This is a genomic window from Paraburkholderia steynii, from assembly GCF_900100565.1.
GTDB lineage: Bacteria > Pseudomonadota > Gammaproteobacteria > Burkholderiales > Burkholderiaceae > Paraburkholderia > Paraburkholderia terrae.
Window position 1 is genome coordinate 102540 of sequence record NZ_FNDI01000020.1, and the last position, 16712, is coordinate 119251.

General features: G+C 61.1%; 14 protein-coding genes and 1 pseudogene. 8 read left to right on the forward strand and 7 right to left on the reverse strand.

The annotated features are described in order from the left end of the window. The first annotated feature begins 25 nt into the window (after positions 1-25). The 4 genes from BLT65_RS30290 (at position 26) to BLT65_RS30305 (ending at position 3417) form a co-directional block, all read left to right on the forward strand. Positions 26-310, forward strand: a complete 285-nt coding sequence (locus tag BLT65_RS30290) for a YciI family protein (protein ID WP_042308849.1) — start codon at positions 26-28, stop codon at positions 308-310. A gap of 21 nt (positions 311-331) precedes the next feature. Further along, positions 332-1195 carry an intradiol ring-cleavage dioxygenase gene (locus BLT65_RS30295; RefSeq protein WP_091784758.1) on the forward strand — a complete coding sequence of 288 codons (864 nt, stop codon included), beginning with the start codon at positions 332-334 and terminating at the stop codon, positions 1193-1195. Next, on the forward strand, positions 1192-2271 hold the full coding sequence (locus BLT65_RS30300; protein ID WP_091784761.1) for a maleylacetate reductase: 1080 nt from the start codon (positions 1192-1194) through the stop codon (positions 2269-2271). Before BLT65_RS30295 ends, BLT65_RS30300 begins: the two co-directional genes overlap by 4 nt. A gap of 75 nt (positions 2272-2346) precedes the next feature. Further along, entirely contained in the window at positions 2347-3417 is a 1071-nt protein-coding gene (locus tag BLT65_RS30305; protein WP_091784764.1) for an SDR family oxidoreductase, read from the forward strand. A gap of 78 nt (positions 3418-3495) precedes the next feature. Here the strand turns inward: BLT65_RS30305 and BLT65_RS30310 are convergent, their stop codons facing one another. From BLT65_RS30310 to BLT65_RS30325, 4 genes and pseudogenes are all read right to left on the reverse strand, one after another. Next, positions 3496-5838, reverse strand: coding sequence for a mechanosensitive ion channel family protein (locus BLT65_RS30310; RefSeq protein ID WP_091784767.1), 2343 nt, complete (start codon positions 5836-5838; stop codon positions 3496-3498). Positions 5839-5952: 114 nt separating this feature from the next. After that, the gene (locus BLT65_RS30315; RefSeq protein WP_091784897.1) at positions 5953-6900 is read right to left on the reverse strand and encodes a hypothetical protein; all 948 of its coding nucleotides are present in this window, start codon (positions 6898-6900) and stop codon (positions 5953-5955) included. Positions 6901-7245: 345 nt separating this feature from the next. Next, positions 7246-8064 (reverse strand): annotated as a pseudogene (locus BLT65_RS30320) (MipA/OmpV family protein). 28 nt (positions 8065-8092) lie between these two features. Further along, positions 8093-9229, reverse strand: coding sequence for a BamA/TamA family outer membrane protein (locus tag BLT65_RS30325; RefSeq protein WP_091784770.1), 1137 nt, complete (start codon positions 9227-9229; stop codon positions 8093-8095). A 566-nt stretch (positions 9230-9795) separates the two neighbouring features. Here BLT65_RS30325 and BLT65_RS30330 point away from each other — a divergent pair. Beyond that, a complete protein-coding gene (locus BLT65_RS30330; RefSeq protein ID WP_425273171.1) occupies positions 9796-11388 on the forward strand; it encodes a DUF3300 domain-containing protein in 1593 nt (530 codons plus the stop codon). Here BLT65_RS30330 and BLT65_RS46670 read toward each other — a convergent pair. Continuing rightward, positions 11385-11603 (reverse strand): hypothetical protein, encoded by a 219-nt coding sequence (locus BLT65_RS46670; RefSeq protein WP_143036588.1) that lies wholly within the window; start codon positions 11601-11603, stop codon positions 11385-11387. The genes BLT65_RS30330 and BLT65_RS46670 overlap by 4 nt on opposite strands. Positions 11604-11782: 179 nt before the next feature. On the opposite strand from BLT65_RS46670, the gene BLT65_RS30335 reads away from it, so the two are divergent. The 3 genes from BLT65_RS30335 to BLT65_RS30345 all read left to right on the forward strand — a co-directional run bounded on the left by BLT65_RS30335 (position 11783) and on the right by BLT65_RS30345 (position 15084). Continuing rightward, positions 11783-13129 carry a DUF3300 domain-containing protein gene (locus BLT65_RS30335; protein ID WP_091784773.1) on the forward strand — a complete coding sequence of 449 codons (1347 nt, stop codon included), beginning with the start codon at positions 11783-11785 and terminating at the stop codon, positions 13127-13129. Positions 13130-13141: 12 nt separating this feature from the next. Next, the gene (locus tag BLT65_RS30340) at positions 13142-14059 is read left to right on the forward strand and encodes a DUF2950 domain-containing protein (RefSeq protein WP_091784776.1); all 918 of its coding nucleotides are present in this window, start codon (positions 13142-13144) and stop codon (positions 14057-14059) included. A 143-nt stretch (positions 14060-14202) separates the two neighbouring features. Further along, on the forward strand, positions 14203-15084 hold the full coding sequence (locus tag BLT65_RS30345; RefSeq protein ID WP_091784779.1) for a hypothetical protein: 882 nt from the start codon (positions 14203-14205) through the stop codon (positions 15082-15084). 187 nt (positions 15085-15271) lie between these two features. Here BLT65_RS30345 and BLT65_RS30350 read toward each other — a convergent pair whose 3' ends face one another. Together BLT65_RS30350 and BLT65_RS30355 are read right to left on the reverse strand one after the other, a co-directional pair. Beyond that, positions 15272-15550, reverse strand: coding sequence for a hypothetical protein (locus BLT65_RS30350; RefSeq protein WP_091784781.1), 279 nt, complete (start codon positions 15548-15550; stop codon positions 15272-15274). A 479-nt stretch (positions 15551-16029) separates the two neighbouring features. Further along, complete coding sequence (locus tag BLT65_RS30355; RefSeq protein WP_244186764.1) at positions 16030-16455, reverse strand: hypothetical protein; 426 nt, start codon at positions 16453-16455, stop codon at positions 16030-16032. Positions 16456-16712 lie beyond the last annotated feature (257 nt).

Consider the following 16712-nt stretch of genomic DNA (forward strand, 5'->3'; position numbering starts at 1 on the left):
TTTTTCACCTCATTCCGGAGTCGCGATGCACTACACCGTCTATTGCCTCGACCACGACAACATGGTCGAACGCCGTCTTGCCCATTACGAAGCACACAAGGCTTATCTGGCCACCTCGCCCGTCAGGATGGTCATGTCGGGCCCGCTGCTGGCAGGCGATCAGGAAACGATGATCGGCAGTTTCTTTCTTTACGAAGCGGATGAGATCGGCGACGTGATGCGCTTCAACAGCAACGACCCGTTCAACAAGGCGGGAATCTGGCGCACCGTCGATATCCGACCGTTCCTCAAGCGCGTCGACAACCGCTAGTCAGACCAACGGAATCGATTCATGCGAAACCTCGACGAGAACACCATCACGGATGCCGTGCTTGCACGCCACGAACACGCACCCGATGAGCGGCTCCAGACGATCGTCACGAGTCTCGTGCGGCATCTGCACGCCTTCGCCCGCGAAGTCGGCCTGACCGAGCGCGAATGGGAAGCCGGCATCCGCTTTCTCACCGATGTCGGCCATATCACCGACGACCGCCGCCAGGAATTCATCCTGCTGTCGGATACGCTGGGCCTTTCGATGCTCGTGACGGCAATGGCGCATCGCAAGCCCAGCGGATGCACGGAAGCGACGGTCTTCGGTCCCTTCTTCGTCGACAATGCGCCCGAGTATCACAACGGCGACGATGTCGCCAATGGCGCGCGCGGCGAACCGTGCTTCGTGTCGGGCGTGGTGCGCGGCCCGGACGGTGAGCCGGTGAGCGGCGCGCGCATCGAAGTCTGGCAGGCGGACGCCGATGGTTTCTACGACGTCCAGCACAGCAACGCCGACACGCATCGCGCAAGAGGCGTGCTGCACAGCCTGTCCGATGGGCGTTATCACTTTCGCTCGATCGTGGCGGAGCCGTATCCCATTCCGCACGATGGTCCCGTGGGACGCATGCTCGAAGCACTGGGGCGTCATCCGTGGCGCCCGGCGCATCTGCATTTCATGATTACGGCGCCCGGCTACGAACGGCTCGTCACGCACGTCTTCCGCGAAGGCGATCGCTACCTGGACTCGGATGCCGTGTTCGGCGTGCGCTCGTCGCTGATCGCGCCGTGGGTTCGCCACGAAAGCGGCACTGCGCCCGACGGCACGGTCATGGCGACGCCATTCAGCACGCTCGCATTCGACTTCGTTCTGAGCCGATCCTCATGATTGCCTTCACCTACACCGGCCGGCCCGGCCGCATCGTCTTCGGCTCGGGAGCGATCGAGCGCCTCGCCGGCGAACTGGACGAACTGTGCATCCGGCGCGCGCTCGTGCTCTGCACGCCGGAGCAGCGCTTTCTCGCCGACCGCGTGCGCAAGCTCGCGGGCGAGCACTGCGCGGACGTGTTCGACCGGGCCGTCATGCACGTGCCCGTCGAAACCGCGCAGGAAGGGGTCGCGGCGGCGCTCGCGGCGGGCGCGGATGGACTGGTCGCAGCGGGCGGCGGGTCGACACTCGGACTCGCGAAAGCCATTGCGCTCGAAACCTCGTTGCCGATCCTCGCCATTCCGACCACGTACGCCGGCTCCGAAGTCACGCCTATCTACGGCATGACGTCGGCCAGCGAGAAAAAGACGGGCAAGAGCTACCGCGTGCTGCCGCGCACGGTGATCTACGACGCGTCCCTCACCCTGACGCTGCCGGTAGCGCTGTCGGCGACGAGCGGCCTCAACGCGATCGCGCACGCCGCCGAAGGCCTCTATGCGCAGGACGCCAATCCCGTGATGTCGCTGTTTGCGGAAGAAGGCATCCGCAGCCTCGCGCGTGCGTTGCCGCGTATCGTCGAGCAGCCGGACGATATCGCGGCGCGCGAAGCCGCCCAGTACGGCGCATGGCTGTGCGGGACCGTGCTTGGCAGCGTCGGCATGGCCTTGCATCACAAGCTGTGCCACACGCTCGGCGGGATGTTCAATCTGCCGCACGCGGAAACCCATGCGGTGATGCTGCCTTACTCGATGGCGTTCAATCTGCCTGCCGCGCCAGCGGCGCACGAACGCCTGTGCAAGGCGCTGGACACGCAAGAACCCGCTGCCGCGCTGCACGAGCTTGGCCGCTCGCTCCATGCGCCAGCGTCTCTCGAAGCGCTGGGCCTTCGGTCATCCGATATTCACGCGGCGGCCACGGCCGCAATGCAGGCGCCCTATTACAACCCCCGGCCGCTCTCTTATGAAGCGGTACATCGTTTGCTGGCATGTGCTTTCGATGGCATACGGCCCGATAGCCGGACGTTCGAAAGCGTGTAGACGCTTTCTTTATCGAAGCATGCATCCGCAGATTCTTCCTGCAAACCCAGATACTTTTCGATTCTTTGACTCTACATGGACAAACGTGTACTCATCATTGGCGCGACGGGCATCGTCGGCGGCAATCTGGCGCAACATCTACTCGCATGCGGAGGCTGGCACGTGACAGGTCTCTCGCGCGGCCGCACGAAGGCGCCCGACGGCATCGAATCCGTCACAGCCGATCTGACTTCCGCGAGATCCGTTGCCGACGCGCTGCAAGGGCAGCATTTCAGTCACGTATTCTTCACCGCGTGGTCGCGACAGGCAACTGAGCGCGAGAACATCGAAGTGAACGGCGCAATGGTGCGTCACGTGCTGGACGCGCTCGGCCCTTCCGGCAAGCTCGAACATGCCGCGCTCGTCACGGGGCTCAAGCACTATCTCGGCCCCTTCGAAGCGTATGCGCAAGGCAGTGTCCCGCTCACGCCGTTTCGCGAGGAACAGGGCCGGCAACCCGTCGACAATTTCTACTACGAGCAGGAAGACCGGCTGTTCGAAGCAGCGCGTCAATATGGCTTCAGCTGGAGCGTGCATCGGCCGCATACCATCATCGGCTTCGCGCTCGGCAACGCGATGAACATGGGCGTCACGCTCGCCGTGTACGCCACGTTGTGCAAGGAAACGGGGCAGCCGTTCGTGTTTCCGGGTTCGCCCGCGCAATGGAACAGTCTCACGGATATGACCGACGCGCGCCTGCTCGCGCGGCATCTCGAGTGGGCATCCACATCGGCCAGCGCGCGCAACGAGGACTTCAACGTCGTCAATGGCGACGTGTTCCGGTGGAAATGGATGTGGTCGCAGTTGGCGCAATACTTCGGCATCGAGCCTGCGCCTTTCGACGGTGAGACTCGTCCGCTCGAACATCGCATGCAGGAGGCGAGCAGGCAATGGGCGGAAATCGCGGCCCGCTATCAATTGAAAGAAGCAGGCATCGACAGGCTCGTGTCGTGGTGGCATACGGACGCCGACCTCGGACGTCCGATGGAAGTTCTGACTGACATGAGCAAAAGCCGCAAAGCCGGGTTCCTCGATTACCAGAGCACACCGGATGCGTTCTATGCGCTGTTCGACAGGTTGAAGCGGGAGCGGATCATTCCTTCGTAGCGGCGTTTTGCAGAAAGCGGCGGCTGTACATATACCGCCGCCGCTTTCGATGCCGGCTGCAGTCCGCGCGCGTTCCGCTCACAGGTTGCGCTCCCTCGGTGACGCGTGCAGTTGCATCTGCGGCACCGGGATCTCGATGCCAGCCCTGTCCATCACGAGCTTGAGGCGTGCATTGAAAGCGCGCGCCACGCTCCATTGCTGTAAAGGCCGGGTCTTGATCTGCCCTTTCACCACGATCCAGTTGGCATCAAACCGGTCGAGTCCCCACACTTCGATGGGACCGAGAATCTCGTCTCGAAAGCGGGAATCTTCGGTCAGGTCGGCCCCGACTTGCACGATCATCCGGGTCACTTCGTCTATGTCGGCCGAGAATGGCAGTCGTACTTCGAATACCGCATTGGCGAAGTCGCGCGAAAGATTCTTGACGATCTTGATCTGCGAGAACGGGATCGTGTGAACCGCGCCTTGTCCGTCGCGCAGCCGCACCGTGCGGATCGTCAGGTCCATCACGGTGCCGGCGTGGCCACCGTCGACGTCGATCCAGTCACCTACCGAGATCGTCTCCTCGACGATGATGAACAGTCCCGTAATCAGATCCGTGACCAGCGACTTCGCACCGAAGCCCACTGCAAGGCCGATCACTCCCGCGCCTGCCAGCAGAGGTGTCAGATTGATCCCAAGACTCGCGGCGCCGATGATGGCCGCCAGGCTCACAACCGTCACGAATATCGCGTTGCGCACCAGCGGCAACATCGTGCGTGCTCGCACGCCTGGATTGAGTGTCTTGTTGCGTGAACTGCTCGGGCCCAATGTTTCGAGGATGACGGTGTCGATGAGAATCCACATGAGCCAGGCGCCAAAGACCGTCGCGATAACGGCGATTAGCGCATGTCTGAAGCCAGGCGTCATTGCGTTGTGTCTGATCAGACGGGCGATCGGACCGCTCCACAGCACCAGTTCAAACCGGATGTACGCAAGCCATATCGCGAGAAGGAACAACATGGTGGCGAAGCGCAGCAGTCGCATCAGATGCGGCGCCCGGCGCTGCACGCGCGAGTCCTTACGACGCGTCAGGTGCAGCAGCAAGGCGGACACGAACAGCGTGAGAACAAGAAACAGTGCGCTGAGAAGAGACGGCTGCAGGACGTTCCCCTCCTCACCGCGCCCGTCGATGATCGCGACGACGGATGCGATCGCGATCAGCAGGATCGGGATATGCCACAGTGAAGCGAGAATATCGAGCGCTTCCGTGGCGAACTTGTGATCGCGCCTGCGCGAATAGGCGCGGTTGCGTATCAGATGTGTGACGGGCCGCCGGTAAGCGAGCGCAAAGTAACCGATCAAAATGGCCGCCGCCATATTGGCGAAGCTCGACACGAGCCCGGCCAGATTCGCGCCGAGCAGGCGTATCACCTCCGGATTGGCCGTTGCGTCGCCAAGCGCGCCACATGCTCCGATTGCAAACAGCGGCCAAAGCCCCCGCGCAAGCAACTGCTGGACGGCGACGCGCCGATGTGCCGTACCGAACACGGAGAACGCGATCATGCAGATCGCCGAGAAAATCGATCCCGCGACGATCGCATAGGCAATCACAAGCCCAAGGGTTCGGCCGAGCGCATCGGGCATTGACTGCACGAACAGCAGCACCGCCACGAACGCGACGATCCAGGGCCCGGTCTGCCGCAAAGCGAAGCCCAGCATGTCGAGCGACGTCGGATTCGGCGCGAGCGCGACATGCCAGCCATAACGCGCACCGATGCGTCGCTGCAAATAGATCAGCAAGCCTGCGCAAGCACCCCATCCCGCAAGCGTCACCACCATGCCGATCAGAAGCGCGGCGAATGATTCTCCGCGTACACCTGTGAGAACCGTTCGCAGTTCGCTTGCCGCCGCGTTGAAACGGGTCGCCCAGAAATGCAGCGGCGTGCGTCCTTCGTTCAGGTTCGTCTCGACGGATGCAAGGCCGGACGCGATTGCGCCGAGCAGATCGCCTTTAGCTGGCGCAGGTGCTGCGGGCGCAACATGCTGGCTGGCGTCTCGCAGGCCTTTCAGCTGGGTGACAAGCGCGGTACGTTGTGTGTCGTTGTCGAGCGTATTGATCAAGGTGTCCAGCGAGCGCGCAAGCTCAGCCTCGCTGGCGGCGGAAGAGGCGGATGCGGATTGCGATGCCGGGACTGGCGATGCAGCTCCCGTCGCCGTATTGACGATACCTTGCAGCGTGGCGGGCAGAGGCGCGCCATCCGCCGGAACGATGCAGGCGCCAAGCGCGATCAGGATGCAGGCTACCGCTGGCCATCTGCGGAAGAATGGCATGATCCTCCCCGCGCCAGCGCTTGACGCGCCTACGCGAACTGATACGCGAGTGCGTTCGCTGACGAAGTGCTGAAAACGAGTGACCTGACGCCGCGTGAATGCGTTCATGGAGAACTCTTCCGAACGGTCCTCCTTTCGAGGGTATGGCGGCCTGGAAACCTATTAATCTAGACGCTCTATCCCAATGGCGTTATTGGACTTTGGTCTCATGCGCCGACGCACCTAAAAGCTCACGGCAAATCCGAACGACACGCCATGTACGTTGTGTCCAAAAACATATCTCACGAGGGCACGCGTGCGAGTGATGACGACCGGATATTTGCTGCTGTCGAGTTCGAGTCCAACGCCCAATGACGTGAGATCGTTGAAACCGAGCACCCCTGCGCTGTCGCCGAAGTAATGCGAGTAGGCCAATTCCAGCACATAGCGGATGGGCCGGTCGAGTGCGTGCCAGCCTGTCGGCGCGCGCCAGCGCGTCCACAGGCTCACTTGCTGCGCCATGGCCGAACCCTGAACCGCCTCCGACGAGCTACCGAAGCTGCGCAGGTAGATATCGGTCGCGCGCAATTCAGCGTCGATCTCATAGTTTGCGCGGTAGTGTTCGTAGTCGAGCACGAGCGAGCCGCCATAGCCATATGCATCGAGCGAGCCATTCTCCAGGAACTGGAGGTTGCTGTCTGTCACATGGTTGACGACCGACTGCCCGAGTTTCAGATCGCTCGATACGCGTCCGATCGTACCGTTGAGAATCGGACGGAATACGAGTTCATCAGTGATCCGGAAATCCCAGCCGATACCGACCGTGCTGCTGAAAGTGTTCCATCGGGTTGGCAATGCACGCTGCTGGGCACCGTCCGTGGCGACGAACGTCGGGTCGTAGCGGCTGTAGGCGAGCGTGCCCTCCACATACAACGGAATGGACTTGCTGATCGTAAACCCGCCCCCCAGTTGCGACTGACCGAAGCCAGGATTTCCGGACGCGCCATTGTTGATCGAAAGCGAACTGGTCGTGACATCCGGGACCGTCGTGTAGCTCATCACGGCGAGCACCGCGTCGGCGTGCTGCTTCACGTTGCCGCCGATAACGGTGCGGTTCGACAGTTGTTGACCCGGTGTTTGCTGGGCGTGTGCCGGAAGCGGCAGCAAGGCGACGATCAGGACCGCGCTCATCGCCAGGAATGACGTGCGACGCGGCCGTGGCCGCCGGAACATGGCCGTCTCCACTGTGCCTTGGCGATCGTCTTCGAGACTGCAAGCTGACTCAATGGTGCAAAACCGCATCAAGCCCCCCTGTCAATTGACGCGTCAGGTTGCTTTCCTTTAGTGGCGACCCGTCTCCGCCCGGTGACGCGGCACGGCCAGGCTATCGCCCGGCGGCCGCGCGCGGCTCCGGTAACATGCCGGGCGGCTGAAGCCGCGGCTCATTCTTTATATCGTGGTTGTTCACATCCGCTTCGTCAATCTGTCGACGTGCGATCCGGGCAACGGATGCTGCCAACCGATGTCGGCAAAACCTTAGCGAAAGGCGTAAGCAAGGCCGACTCCGTAGGTAAGCTGGTTCCGCGTGCCTCGCTGCGTGACGATCGGGCTAGCGGCTGCGTCCCCGCTGATGCGCTGGTAATAAATCATTGCGCCTGCATACCAGCCCGGATTGATCTGATAGATCGCGGCAAGCCATCCGGTCACCTGATTCAGTCCCCCACCTGGTGTATACACGGGCAGTCCGCTTTTGGCGGCGTCCTCGGCCGTGACGCCGTAATAGGTTTCGTTGAAGCCCGCGCTCACCCAGGTCGCCCCCAGTCCGCCTCCGACGAACATCCGCTGATGGATAGGGAATCACGCGCTAGTGTTCAGCGAGATACGCGCGCCTGAATAGACCGCGCCTGCATTCGTGACTACCGTAACCTCTCCGCGCAGGCGATACGGGATATCACCAACGTGACTGTATTCGTATCCGACGAAGCCGCCGCCTTCCAGCGTCGTGTCCACGCTGTGAATCTGCGAGACCACGGCATCATCGACATCGCGCCGGCCCAGTCGCAACGCCAAAGCCGGGCCCCATTGGAAGCCTGTCAGGTTGCCAAAGTTATATTGCGCGTAGGTTCCATACCATTCCAGCAAGTGACCACCACTGGTCACATAGCGCATGCCCGGTAAAACGCCGACTATCCGGTCCTTGCCACCCGCATACTCGGTCGTCGACCCGATACCGCCTCCGATAAAATTAGGCAAGGCGTTCGACAAGTCAACGGGGCTGGCTTCCACACTCCGAATCACAGCGCATAAAGCGACCGCACCGAGCATCTCGCCACGCATCGTCTTCATCCGTCTCATCCTCTGATGAGCACGCGCATCGATGCCGTCACCGCCAGCCGCTGCCGACTTGTATGTAGAACGCGTTCTGATCCTTGCTGTGTGCTACGTCGATGCCTACCGCGAGGCCGAGCTTGCGTGCGATCAGATAGCGCACGCCCGCGCCGACGCTCTGTACATTCTGCGATTCAGAAAAGCTGTGCCATCGTCCATATGCCTTGCCCACGCCTGTAAAGCCGAGCAATGACCACCGGGGAATGAAATCCCATCTCAGTTCCATTTCGGCCGTCACGGCATTTCTGTCCTGATACCGGCCCTTCTGAACGCCACGCAGATCGACATACGGTTGTGCGTAAAACGGAATGTCACCGCTGGAAAATCTGCTGTCCATGCGCAGGCCAAGTATCAGCGTATGCGTCAACGGTTGCCATGTGTAGCCGCGTGCAGCGTAGATATCGTAGTTTTGCGTGCCGCCGAAAGCCGTCCGGGCGGCCTGCGCCTCAAACTCGAGGAAACTGCCTTCACCCGGGTAGAAAATATTGTCTCGGGAATCATAGTCCACCACGATACTGCCGGCGCCGATGCGCTGATCCTTTTGCACGCTGCCCAGTTCTACCGGTGCTTCGCCAGAACCGAACGTGGACGACGAATCGAAAAAGATATAGCGCAAACCCGCATACCAGCGGCTGTTGCCAATCCGCATCAGCATTTGCTGGATCAGTCCAACACCCAGGAGCGTATAGGATCTCGGCTGACTGGAAAGGCCAAAGTAGTCCAGATGTGCGTCTACTTTGGCAATCGCACCAAGATATCGGTATCTGTCATCGTCCCAGGTGTGGAAGTGAGCCGCGGCGGCGGCCCATGTACCGTTCTGGGTGTACAGGCCGCCCAGTGCCGTGACGTTCGGCGGCACACGCTCCTTGCCATCGCGCGGAGGACCCGCCCCTGCATCGGAGGACGGATCGGAGAAGAACAATAGTCCGAGTCCAAGGCCGTAGCCGACAGCGGGCTCGGTGATCAGGATGGGTACAGGCAACGCGCCTTTGTGTTTGAGCAGGAAGTCGCTTACGTCGAATTGCCCGTCCTCCGGGTCCGTAAAACTGAGGGTTTCATCACCTGCGCGCGCGTCGACCGACGTGAAGACGATAGCCGAGAAAATCGCTGCAACCCAAGTTGACCGGAACAACCCGTCACGACGACGTCTTCGTCTTGTCAAATGCGTCGCAGAGCCACTGCGAATTCCCGTCCGCATGGTGGTAATCCCGTACGCGCGATGGACATCACGGCCAGATTCCGGATTCTCACGGGCGAACGAAATGAACATGGCATCCACTACCCGAAACAGGCATCACGATCGATGCGAAAAGCGAATCCATTGGCCGGATTGTTTCAGTCAAGATGGTTACGTGAACTCATCTGGGATCGAATGCAGCGCGCAACATGCTCGTCGTGTCGACGCGCCGCATTGCTTTTCTTCTCTCGATGACTCTAGTTGAATGCCGCTGTCGCGCCAACTTCTCGATGGAGTACTTTGTGCGCACCGTCATTTTCCTGACTTGCAGTATTCGATCACACTGCGTCTAACTGTACCGATCGTGTATCGAGTACTAATCTAGTGAGTGATCAGTCATCAAATCGTAGTGCAGCGTCGCGTCTATCTATCAATCAGCGAATTCATCCGCCTGCTCATGCGGCCTCGTGCGGTCAACGCCCTGGAACATTTCGCTGCCTGACGAAGAAACAGGGGTAGCCATGTCGATAAGGATTGCACGACTGTTGAGCACCAGCCTCGTCGTCCTGTTGGCGGGCTGCCCATCGAAACAACAGGATCAGCAGGCTCAGACCCAGCCCGCTTCGGCGCCGGCGTCTGTGGCCGCTGCCGTGCCGGCTTCTGTTCCACCCGCAGCCTCTGTCGCGGCCCCAGCGTCAGTACCGCTCCCGGCCTCGGCGCCCGAACCTCAGGCCCAGCAACTCCCGCCGGAAGAAATCGAGGCGCTAGTCGCACCGATCGCGCTCTATCCCGACTCGCTGCTGTCGCAAGTCCTGATGGCATCGACGTATCCGCTCGAGATCGTGCGCGCTGCCCGCTGGGTGAAAACGCACAAGAACCTGAAGGGCGAAGCTGCCGTGCAAGCAGTGCAAGACCAGCCGTGGGACGTCAGCGTGAAGTCTCTGGTGGCTTTTCCCCAGGTGCTGGAACCGATGAATGACAAGCTCGACTGGACCCAAAGCCTTGGCGATGCCTTCCTCGCAAATGAGAAGGACGTGCTCGACGCTGTGCAGCGGTTGAGGATGCGTGCGCAAAAGGCCGGACATCTGGCGTCCAACGAACAACAGAAAGTCATTGTCGAAGCACCTGCCCCGAGTGCGGGCGGCCAGGGCGGCCAGGCCGCCCCGGCGCAGCAAACCATCGTGCGCATCGAGCCGTCCAATCCTCAGGTTGTCTACGTGCCCTCCTACAACCCGACCGTGGTCTACGGCGGCTGGAGCGCTCCCGCCTACCCACCCACCTACTGGCCGCCGTATCCCGCCTACTATCCCGGCGCCGCGCTCGCGAGCGGGTTCGCGTGGGGGCTTGGCATCGCTGCAGCAGGCGCACTCTTCAGCAACTGCAACTGGGGCGGCGGCGACGTCAACATCAACGTGAACAAGGCCGCCAACATCGACCGCAATTTCAACCGTACCAACGTGGAGGGCGGCAAATGGAAGCACGATGCGGGGCATCGTCAGGGCGTCGCGTATCGTGACAACGCCACTCGCAGCAAGTACGCAAACGGTGTACAGGGCGCCGACGGACGCCGCGACTATCGCGGCCGCACTGGCGGCGCCACAGAGCGTGCGGGGGTCGCCAATCGGGCGGAAGGTGCAAACCGCACGGGTCGTCAGAACAATGTGAGTACCGCCGACCGCGCTGGCCGAAACGCGGGTGCCAGCAATCGGTCCGACAAATCGGCTCGAGGTGCTACGGCGGGCAACCGCGCACAGACGTCCAACCGGACTGCCGGCGTCAACAATCGCGCAGAGGCGTCCAGCCGCAACGCCGCAGCCGGCAATCGCGCACAGGCGTCCAATCGAAGTGCAACCGCGAGCAATCGCGCGCAAACGCCCACTCGCGTGGGCTCGTCAAACGCACAAGGCGGTTTCGGAGGCGCAGGCGGCGGCCGCGACTCGGCATTCCAGGGTGTCGGCGGGGGCGGCGCGGCGCAGCGGGACTTCAATCGCGGGCAAGCGAGCGCGCAGTCTTCGAACTTCAACCGTGGGGGCGGTGCAGCCCGTGGCGGCGGAGGCGGAGGAGGCGGAGGAGGCGGAGGAGGCGGAGGAGGCGCACGCGGCGGCCGGCGCTAGTTCGTAGCGTGATGCGCGTAAATGCCCGCCGCAACGATATTGCACGCTGCGCCGACGCGATGCGCGACGGCATAGTCGTGCCGAATACGAATAACGCGATCATCAAAAAGAGCGCGGCGCCAGCGAGCGCCGCACACTCCTGATTGACCGCGATGATGAATGAACCGATCACAATGCAGCGATGTAAAAGCACGCCAGCAGCCGTCATCAATCATCGCTACACGCCTTACCCTGTGCCGGAAGCACTGACTATTTGCATCGCAAGCGTCAATAGATGTTCTAACATCATATTGAGTAGACGCCGCAATGTCCCGCAAACCATTCCGCAATCTGCCATCAGTCGTAACAGGGCCCCTTGGTCGAGGTTCCTGTCATCCAGTCTGAAGGAGCGGCCATGTTCTCGTGGAACCTACGGCAGGCCAGAGCCACATGTCTTTGGCTGCTTGTCGTGCTGACGCTGGGCGTGGGGTCTGCGCACGCCCAGGACGCCCAGAATGCGCAGCCTGCGCCAGCTGAAACATTCAAGCCGGAAGAAATCGAGGCGCTGGTCGCGCCAATCGCGCTGTATCCCGATTCCGTGCTGTCGCAGGTTTTGATGGCGTCGACCTATCCGCTGGAGATCGTACACGCGGCGCGCTGGGTCAAGGCCAATCCCAACGTCAAGGGCGACGCTGCCGTGAAGGCCGTCGAAAATCAGCCGTGGGATGTCAGCGTGAAATCGCTCGTTGCATTCCCACAGATTCTCGAGCCGATGAATGACAAGCTCGATTGGACCCAGAAACTCGGCGACGCTTTCCTTGCGCAGCAAAAGGAGGTATTCGCCGCTGTGCAGCGACTGCGCGCCCGCGCGAAAGACTCGGGCAATCTCAAGTCGAACGAACAGCAGAACGTGGTCGTCGAGCCGGCACCTGCGGGTGGGCAAACCATCGTGAAGATCGAACCTGCGAATCCGCAAGTGATCTATGTGCCCGCATACAACCCGACGGTGGTCTATGGCGCCTGGAGTTATCCCGCCTATCCGCCAACGTACTGGCCGCCCTATCCGGCCTACTATCCGGGCGCGGCGCTGATGACGGGATTCGCGTGGGGAATCGGGCTCGCCGCAGCGGGTGCGATCTTCAGCAACTGCAACTGGGGCGGCGGCGACGTCAACATCAACGTCAACAAGGCCGCGAACATCGACCGCAACTTCGACCGCACCAAGGTGGAGGGTGGACGCTGGCAGCACGACGGCAGCCATCGCCAGGGCGTGGCGTATCGCGACAATGCAACCCGCGACAAGTACTCGCGCAACGTCGGCGGTGCCGAGGGACGCAATGATTTCCGCGGCCGTGACGCGGGCGCGGGGGGACGCGCCAATACACCCGACCGGGGGAACGCAGGCGATCGCGCATCCGTCGCGGACAGGTCGAACATGGGCGATCGTGCGGGAGATCGGACGGGCGATCGGGGTGGCGATCGGGCGGGTGGCGCGGGTGTCGCAGACCGATCCGCTGGCGGTAATTTTGGCGGTGGATCGAACCGCGCGGGCACCAGCGACTTTTCGCGCGCCAGCGATCGCGCAGGCGGCGGTGGCGGCGTCAGTGGCGGGCGCGACAACGCATTTCAGGGCGTAGGCGCAGGCGGCGCCACGCAACGCAGCCACGACCGGGGACGCTCTAGCATGCAGGGCTCAGGCTTCAGCCGACCAAGCGGCGGCGGCGGCATGCGTGGCGGCGGCGGGCGCGGCGGAAGACGCTAGGGAGAGACGAGCATGACATCCACCTCCAGATTTTGTTTGGGACGGCTTGCGGGCATCGTGCGCACCTTTGTCGTGGGATGCGTACTGTGTTTTGGCGCATTGCCTGTGGCGCACGCCGAGAAGGACTTCAGTACGCCCGATGCCGCGATGAATGCATTCGGCGAAGCCGTCACGAACAACGACGAGGCGACACTGCAATCCATCTTCGGCCGCGACTTTCGCAATCTGATTCCGCCCGTCGGCGCCGACATCCGCAGCCGCTTCCTCGACGAATGGGGCAAGTCGCATCAGGTCGAACAGTCAGGCGACAAACATGCCCGTATTGCCGTCGGCAACGACGGATGGACTTTTCCCATTCCGCTCGCGAAGGGCGCCAAAGGGTGGCACTTCGATATGCAGGCGGGCGTCGAGGAAATGCGCTTACGTCGGATCGGCCGAAACGAACTCGCCGTCATTCAGACGATGCTCGCGGTCTACGACGCGCAGCGCGAATATGCCCTCACCGATCACGATGGCGTCGGCCTGCTCAGGTACGCGTCGAAACTGTCGAGTTCACCGGGAAAGCATGACGGCCTGTATTGGCCGACAGAACCCGGCGCGCCTCCTAGCCCGCTCGGCCCGGCTTTCGTGCAGGCCACCACTCGCAATGCCGGGGACGCCGGATACCACGGCTACCACTACAAGCTGCTGACGTCGCAAGGTCCGCATGCGCCAGGTGGTGCCTACGACTATGTCGCGCACGGCAAGCTGTTTGGTGGCTTTGCCGTGCTCGCGTGGCCTGTGCGCTATGGGGAGACGGGCATCAAGAGCTTCATGGTCAGCCATGCGGGCCAGGTGTATGAACGCGATCTCGGTCCCGATAGCGCGGCAAAGGCGAAGGCCACTTCCTCGTTCGATCCTGGACCCGGCTGGGCGAAGGTGCAGCCTTGAAGTAAAGCCTCGGGCTATACGATTGGTCTGCCGCGTCAACCCGTGACAACAACGGACGCTCGCGGCAAACAGCTCGCGTCTTCTTTCATTCCCGACTTTCAGGGCAAACACACGCGTAAAGCGGCTCAATGCGGGGAGGCAACATGAGACATTCCGCCTCTTGTATCGCCTTGCTGATCGTTGCACTGGCGGCCACGACGTTGGCTGGCGCCGCGATACGCCGTGATCCCGGGTTTGACTCGCTGACGGACGACCTCACCTTCTCCACTGCTCCGACAGATGCGCAGCATGTCGATCTCGAAAGCCTCCTTCTGGCGGAGGGCATCGATCCGGATTCGAATAAGGCTCACATCGTTCGCGCGTGGGTCGAGAAGATCCGGCGTGCCCCCAACATCGCGACGGGCACCAATGGCGACACACGGCGGGTCGATCAGATCTTTCTCGATCCCGTCGCGCGTGAAAAATACATGTCGAACGGGCTTGCCCATCTCACGCCTTCGGATCGGCTCAAGTATGTGACACTGCTGACCCGATTCCTCGACGAGCTGGTTCCCGTCAACTGCTTCGGTCTGTCCGACATGCGCGCGGTGATGAATCGCATCTCGTTGCGTGAGATGACGGATTCCGACGTCGACCTGTACTTCTCGCTGCTGTTCAAGGTGCTGGTCATCGAGGCGTCAAATGCGCCCGTTGCAACAGAAACGCCACAACAGTACGCGGCCGCCGATCAGCAGCTCTCGCGCACGCTCATCGCGGAACTGCACGGCGACGAGATGAACATGGAGCGATATGCGTTCTACGCGTCCAATCCGTCGAAGGCAACGGCATCGGATGTTTGCTGGATGACGAGAGTGACCTTGCACGCAATCATCGCAATGCCCGATCCCGAGCGGGATTTCATCCTGCTTCGGACCATGGCGCCCCGTGGCGGGCAAGACACATCGTCCGAAGGACAATTGAGCGTGCCGCGCACTGCCGATCCTTCGCCCGCCTCGTCGAATCCCGGCAGTGCCGACGCGCCGTAGGATGCCGCGAGCAACGCCGCGATCGAAGCAACCGTTACTGCAAGCGCGCGCCTCGGCCTACCTTCGAACACACCAGGTCGATCGCCTTGGTCACGCGATACAGATTGAAAATCTGTATCGCGATATTTTCGGTCAATGTAACGACTATGTTGAAGGACTTCAAAATACAAAAAGATAAGCCTGCTGGTTATTGGTTTGTCCCATATCGCGCGGCGGCGATAGCAGCATCACGCTCTTTCTTGGCTTCCGCCTTTTTGTGGTCATAGACCTTCTTCGCGGCCGCCACCCTCTTGTCATAAGCGCGATTAGCGGCAGCTTCCTGCTGACGCATCTTCACGATCGCATCGTTGCTGCCACCCTGCGCCGAAGGTGCGGCTGCCGGGGAAGACGCAGCCTCGTTTTGTGCCGAAGCAATCGAGGCGAACGTGACAATCGCACCAGTCAGTATGAGTGTGATGATCTTCATAGTCTTCTCTCCGGTCTATGGTATCCAGATTCACGCGATTGTCGTCATGCGTATTGAGAGTACGCGGCAGCACGTGAATAAATGGCACGAAAGCGCACGCATAGCGAGAAAAGAGGCGATGCAAGCACAATCGTTCGATAATAGAAATGTGCCTTCGGACCGAGTACGTAAAGGTCTGTCGGCTGTTATAGGCGACATCTTGCGCCATCGCAAGCGGATGTGACTTATCAAACATGACTCGCACAACGCGAATGCGAACCAGATTGCAACTTCTTATCAAATGGCGAGGATAGTGTACCGTCGCGCAAGCTATTCCCGACACTCACTGCGGCGCATCGCGCTGCGCCCGTTAAATCTTACAGTATTGAAATAATTTAGGGTTTCTAATCTGTATTTTAGAAATTCGCATTGGCTAATAAATTCGCAAACTGCATGAATGAGTTATAGATTTCTATGGCCCGTCGCGCAGAGGAAAACGCTCAACGCCCCATACGCCGATCGTAGCTGCGCGAGATGCGATTGAGCAGTGAGGGGTCGCGCGCGTCTACCGAGTTGAACTGCACGACCACGCTGCCATCAGCTTGCTGGCGTACGCTCGCCGTCACTGTGCTGCCCTCGAACGTGCCGACAATGTTGCCGCTGGCCGGGTCCTGGACAGTGATGACCAGACCCTCGTCATGCATTGCGCCGGACGCAGCGGCGAAGGACCGATCGAAACTGGCTGGTGTCGTGACGACGGTTCCGGCCGGCACCGCGTAATAGGGACATCCCGCCAACGGCAGCAAGCACGCGCAGATGCTGATGAGCAGAGCGCACTTTACGGTTAGACATCCGCTTTTTCCGAACCTGGGTCGAATGACAATTCCCAGGACTGCGTGAAATTGCCGTTTGCTCCATTGAGTCATCGTAGTTCCCCTGGGCTGACTTGACATCCATTCAGACGGCTTCACACGCAAGTAAAGCATAGTCTTCTCCCGCAGATTGCCGACGGGGATCGGAGGTTCGCAAACCCGTCCGTGTAGCGGATGCACGATGCAGTTGCATTGAAAAATAGCGCGAGCCACTATGCTCTACCCTGGCATCACGATGCACTGCATTCAAACGTGACCCGACGGCAGCCCGTCGTTCGAGCCTTCCTCTGCAGGGCATCGCGCCGAGGCCA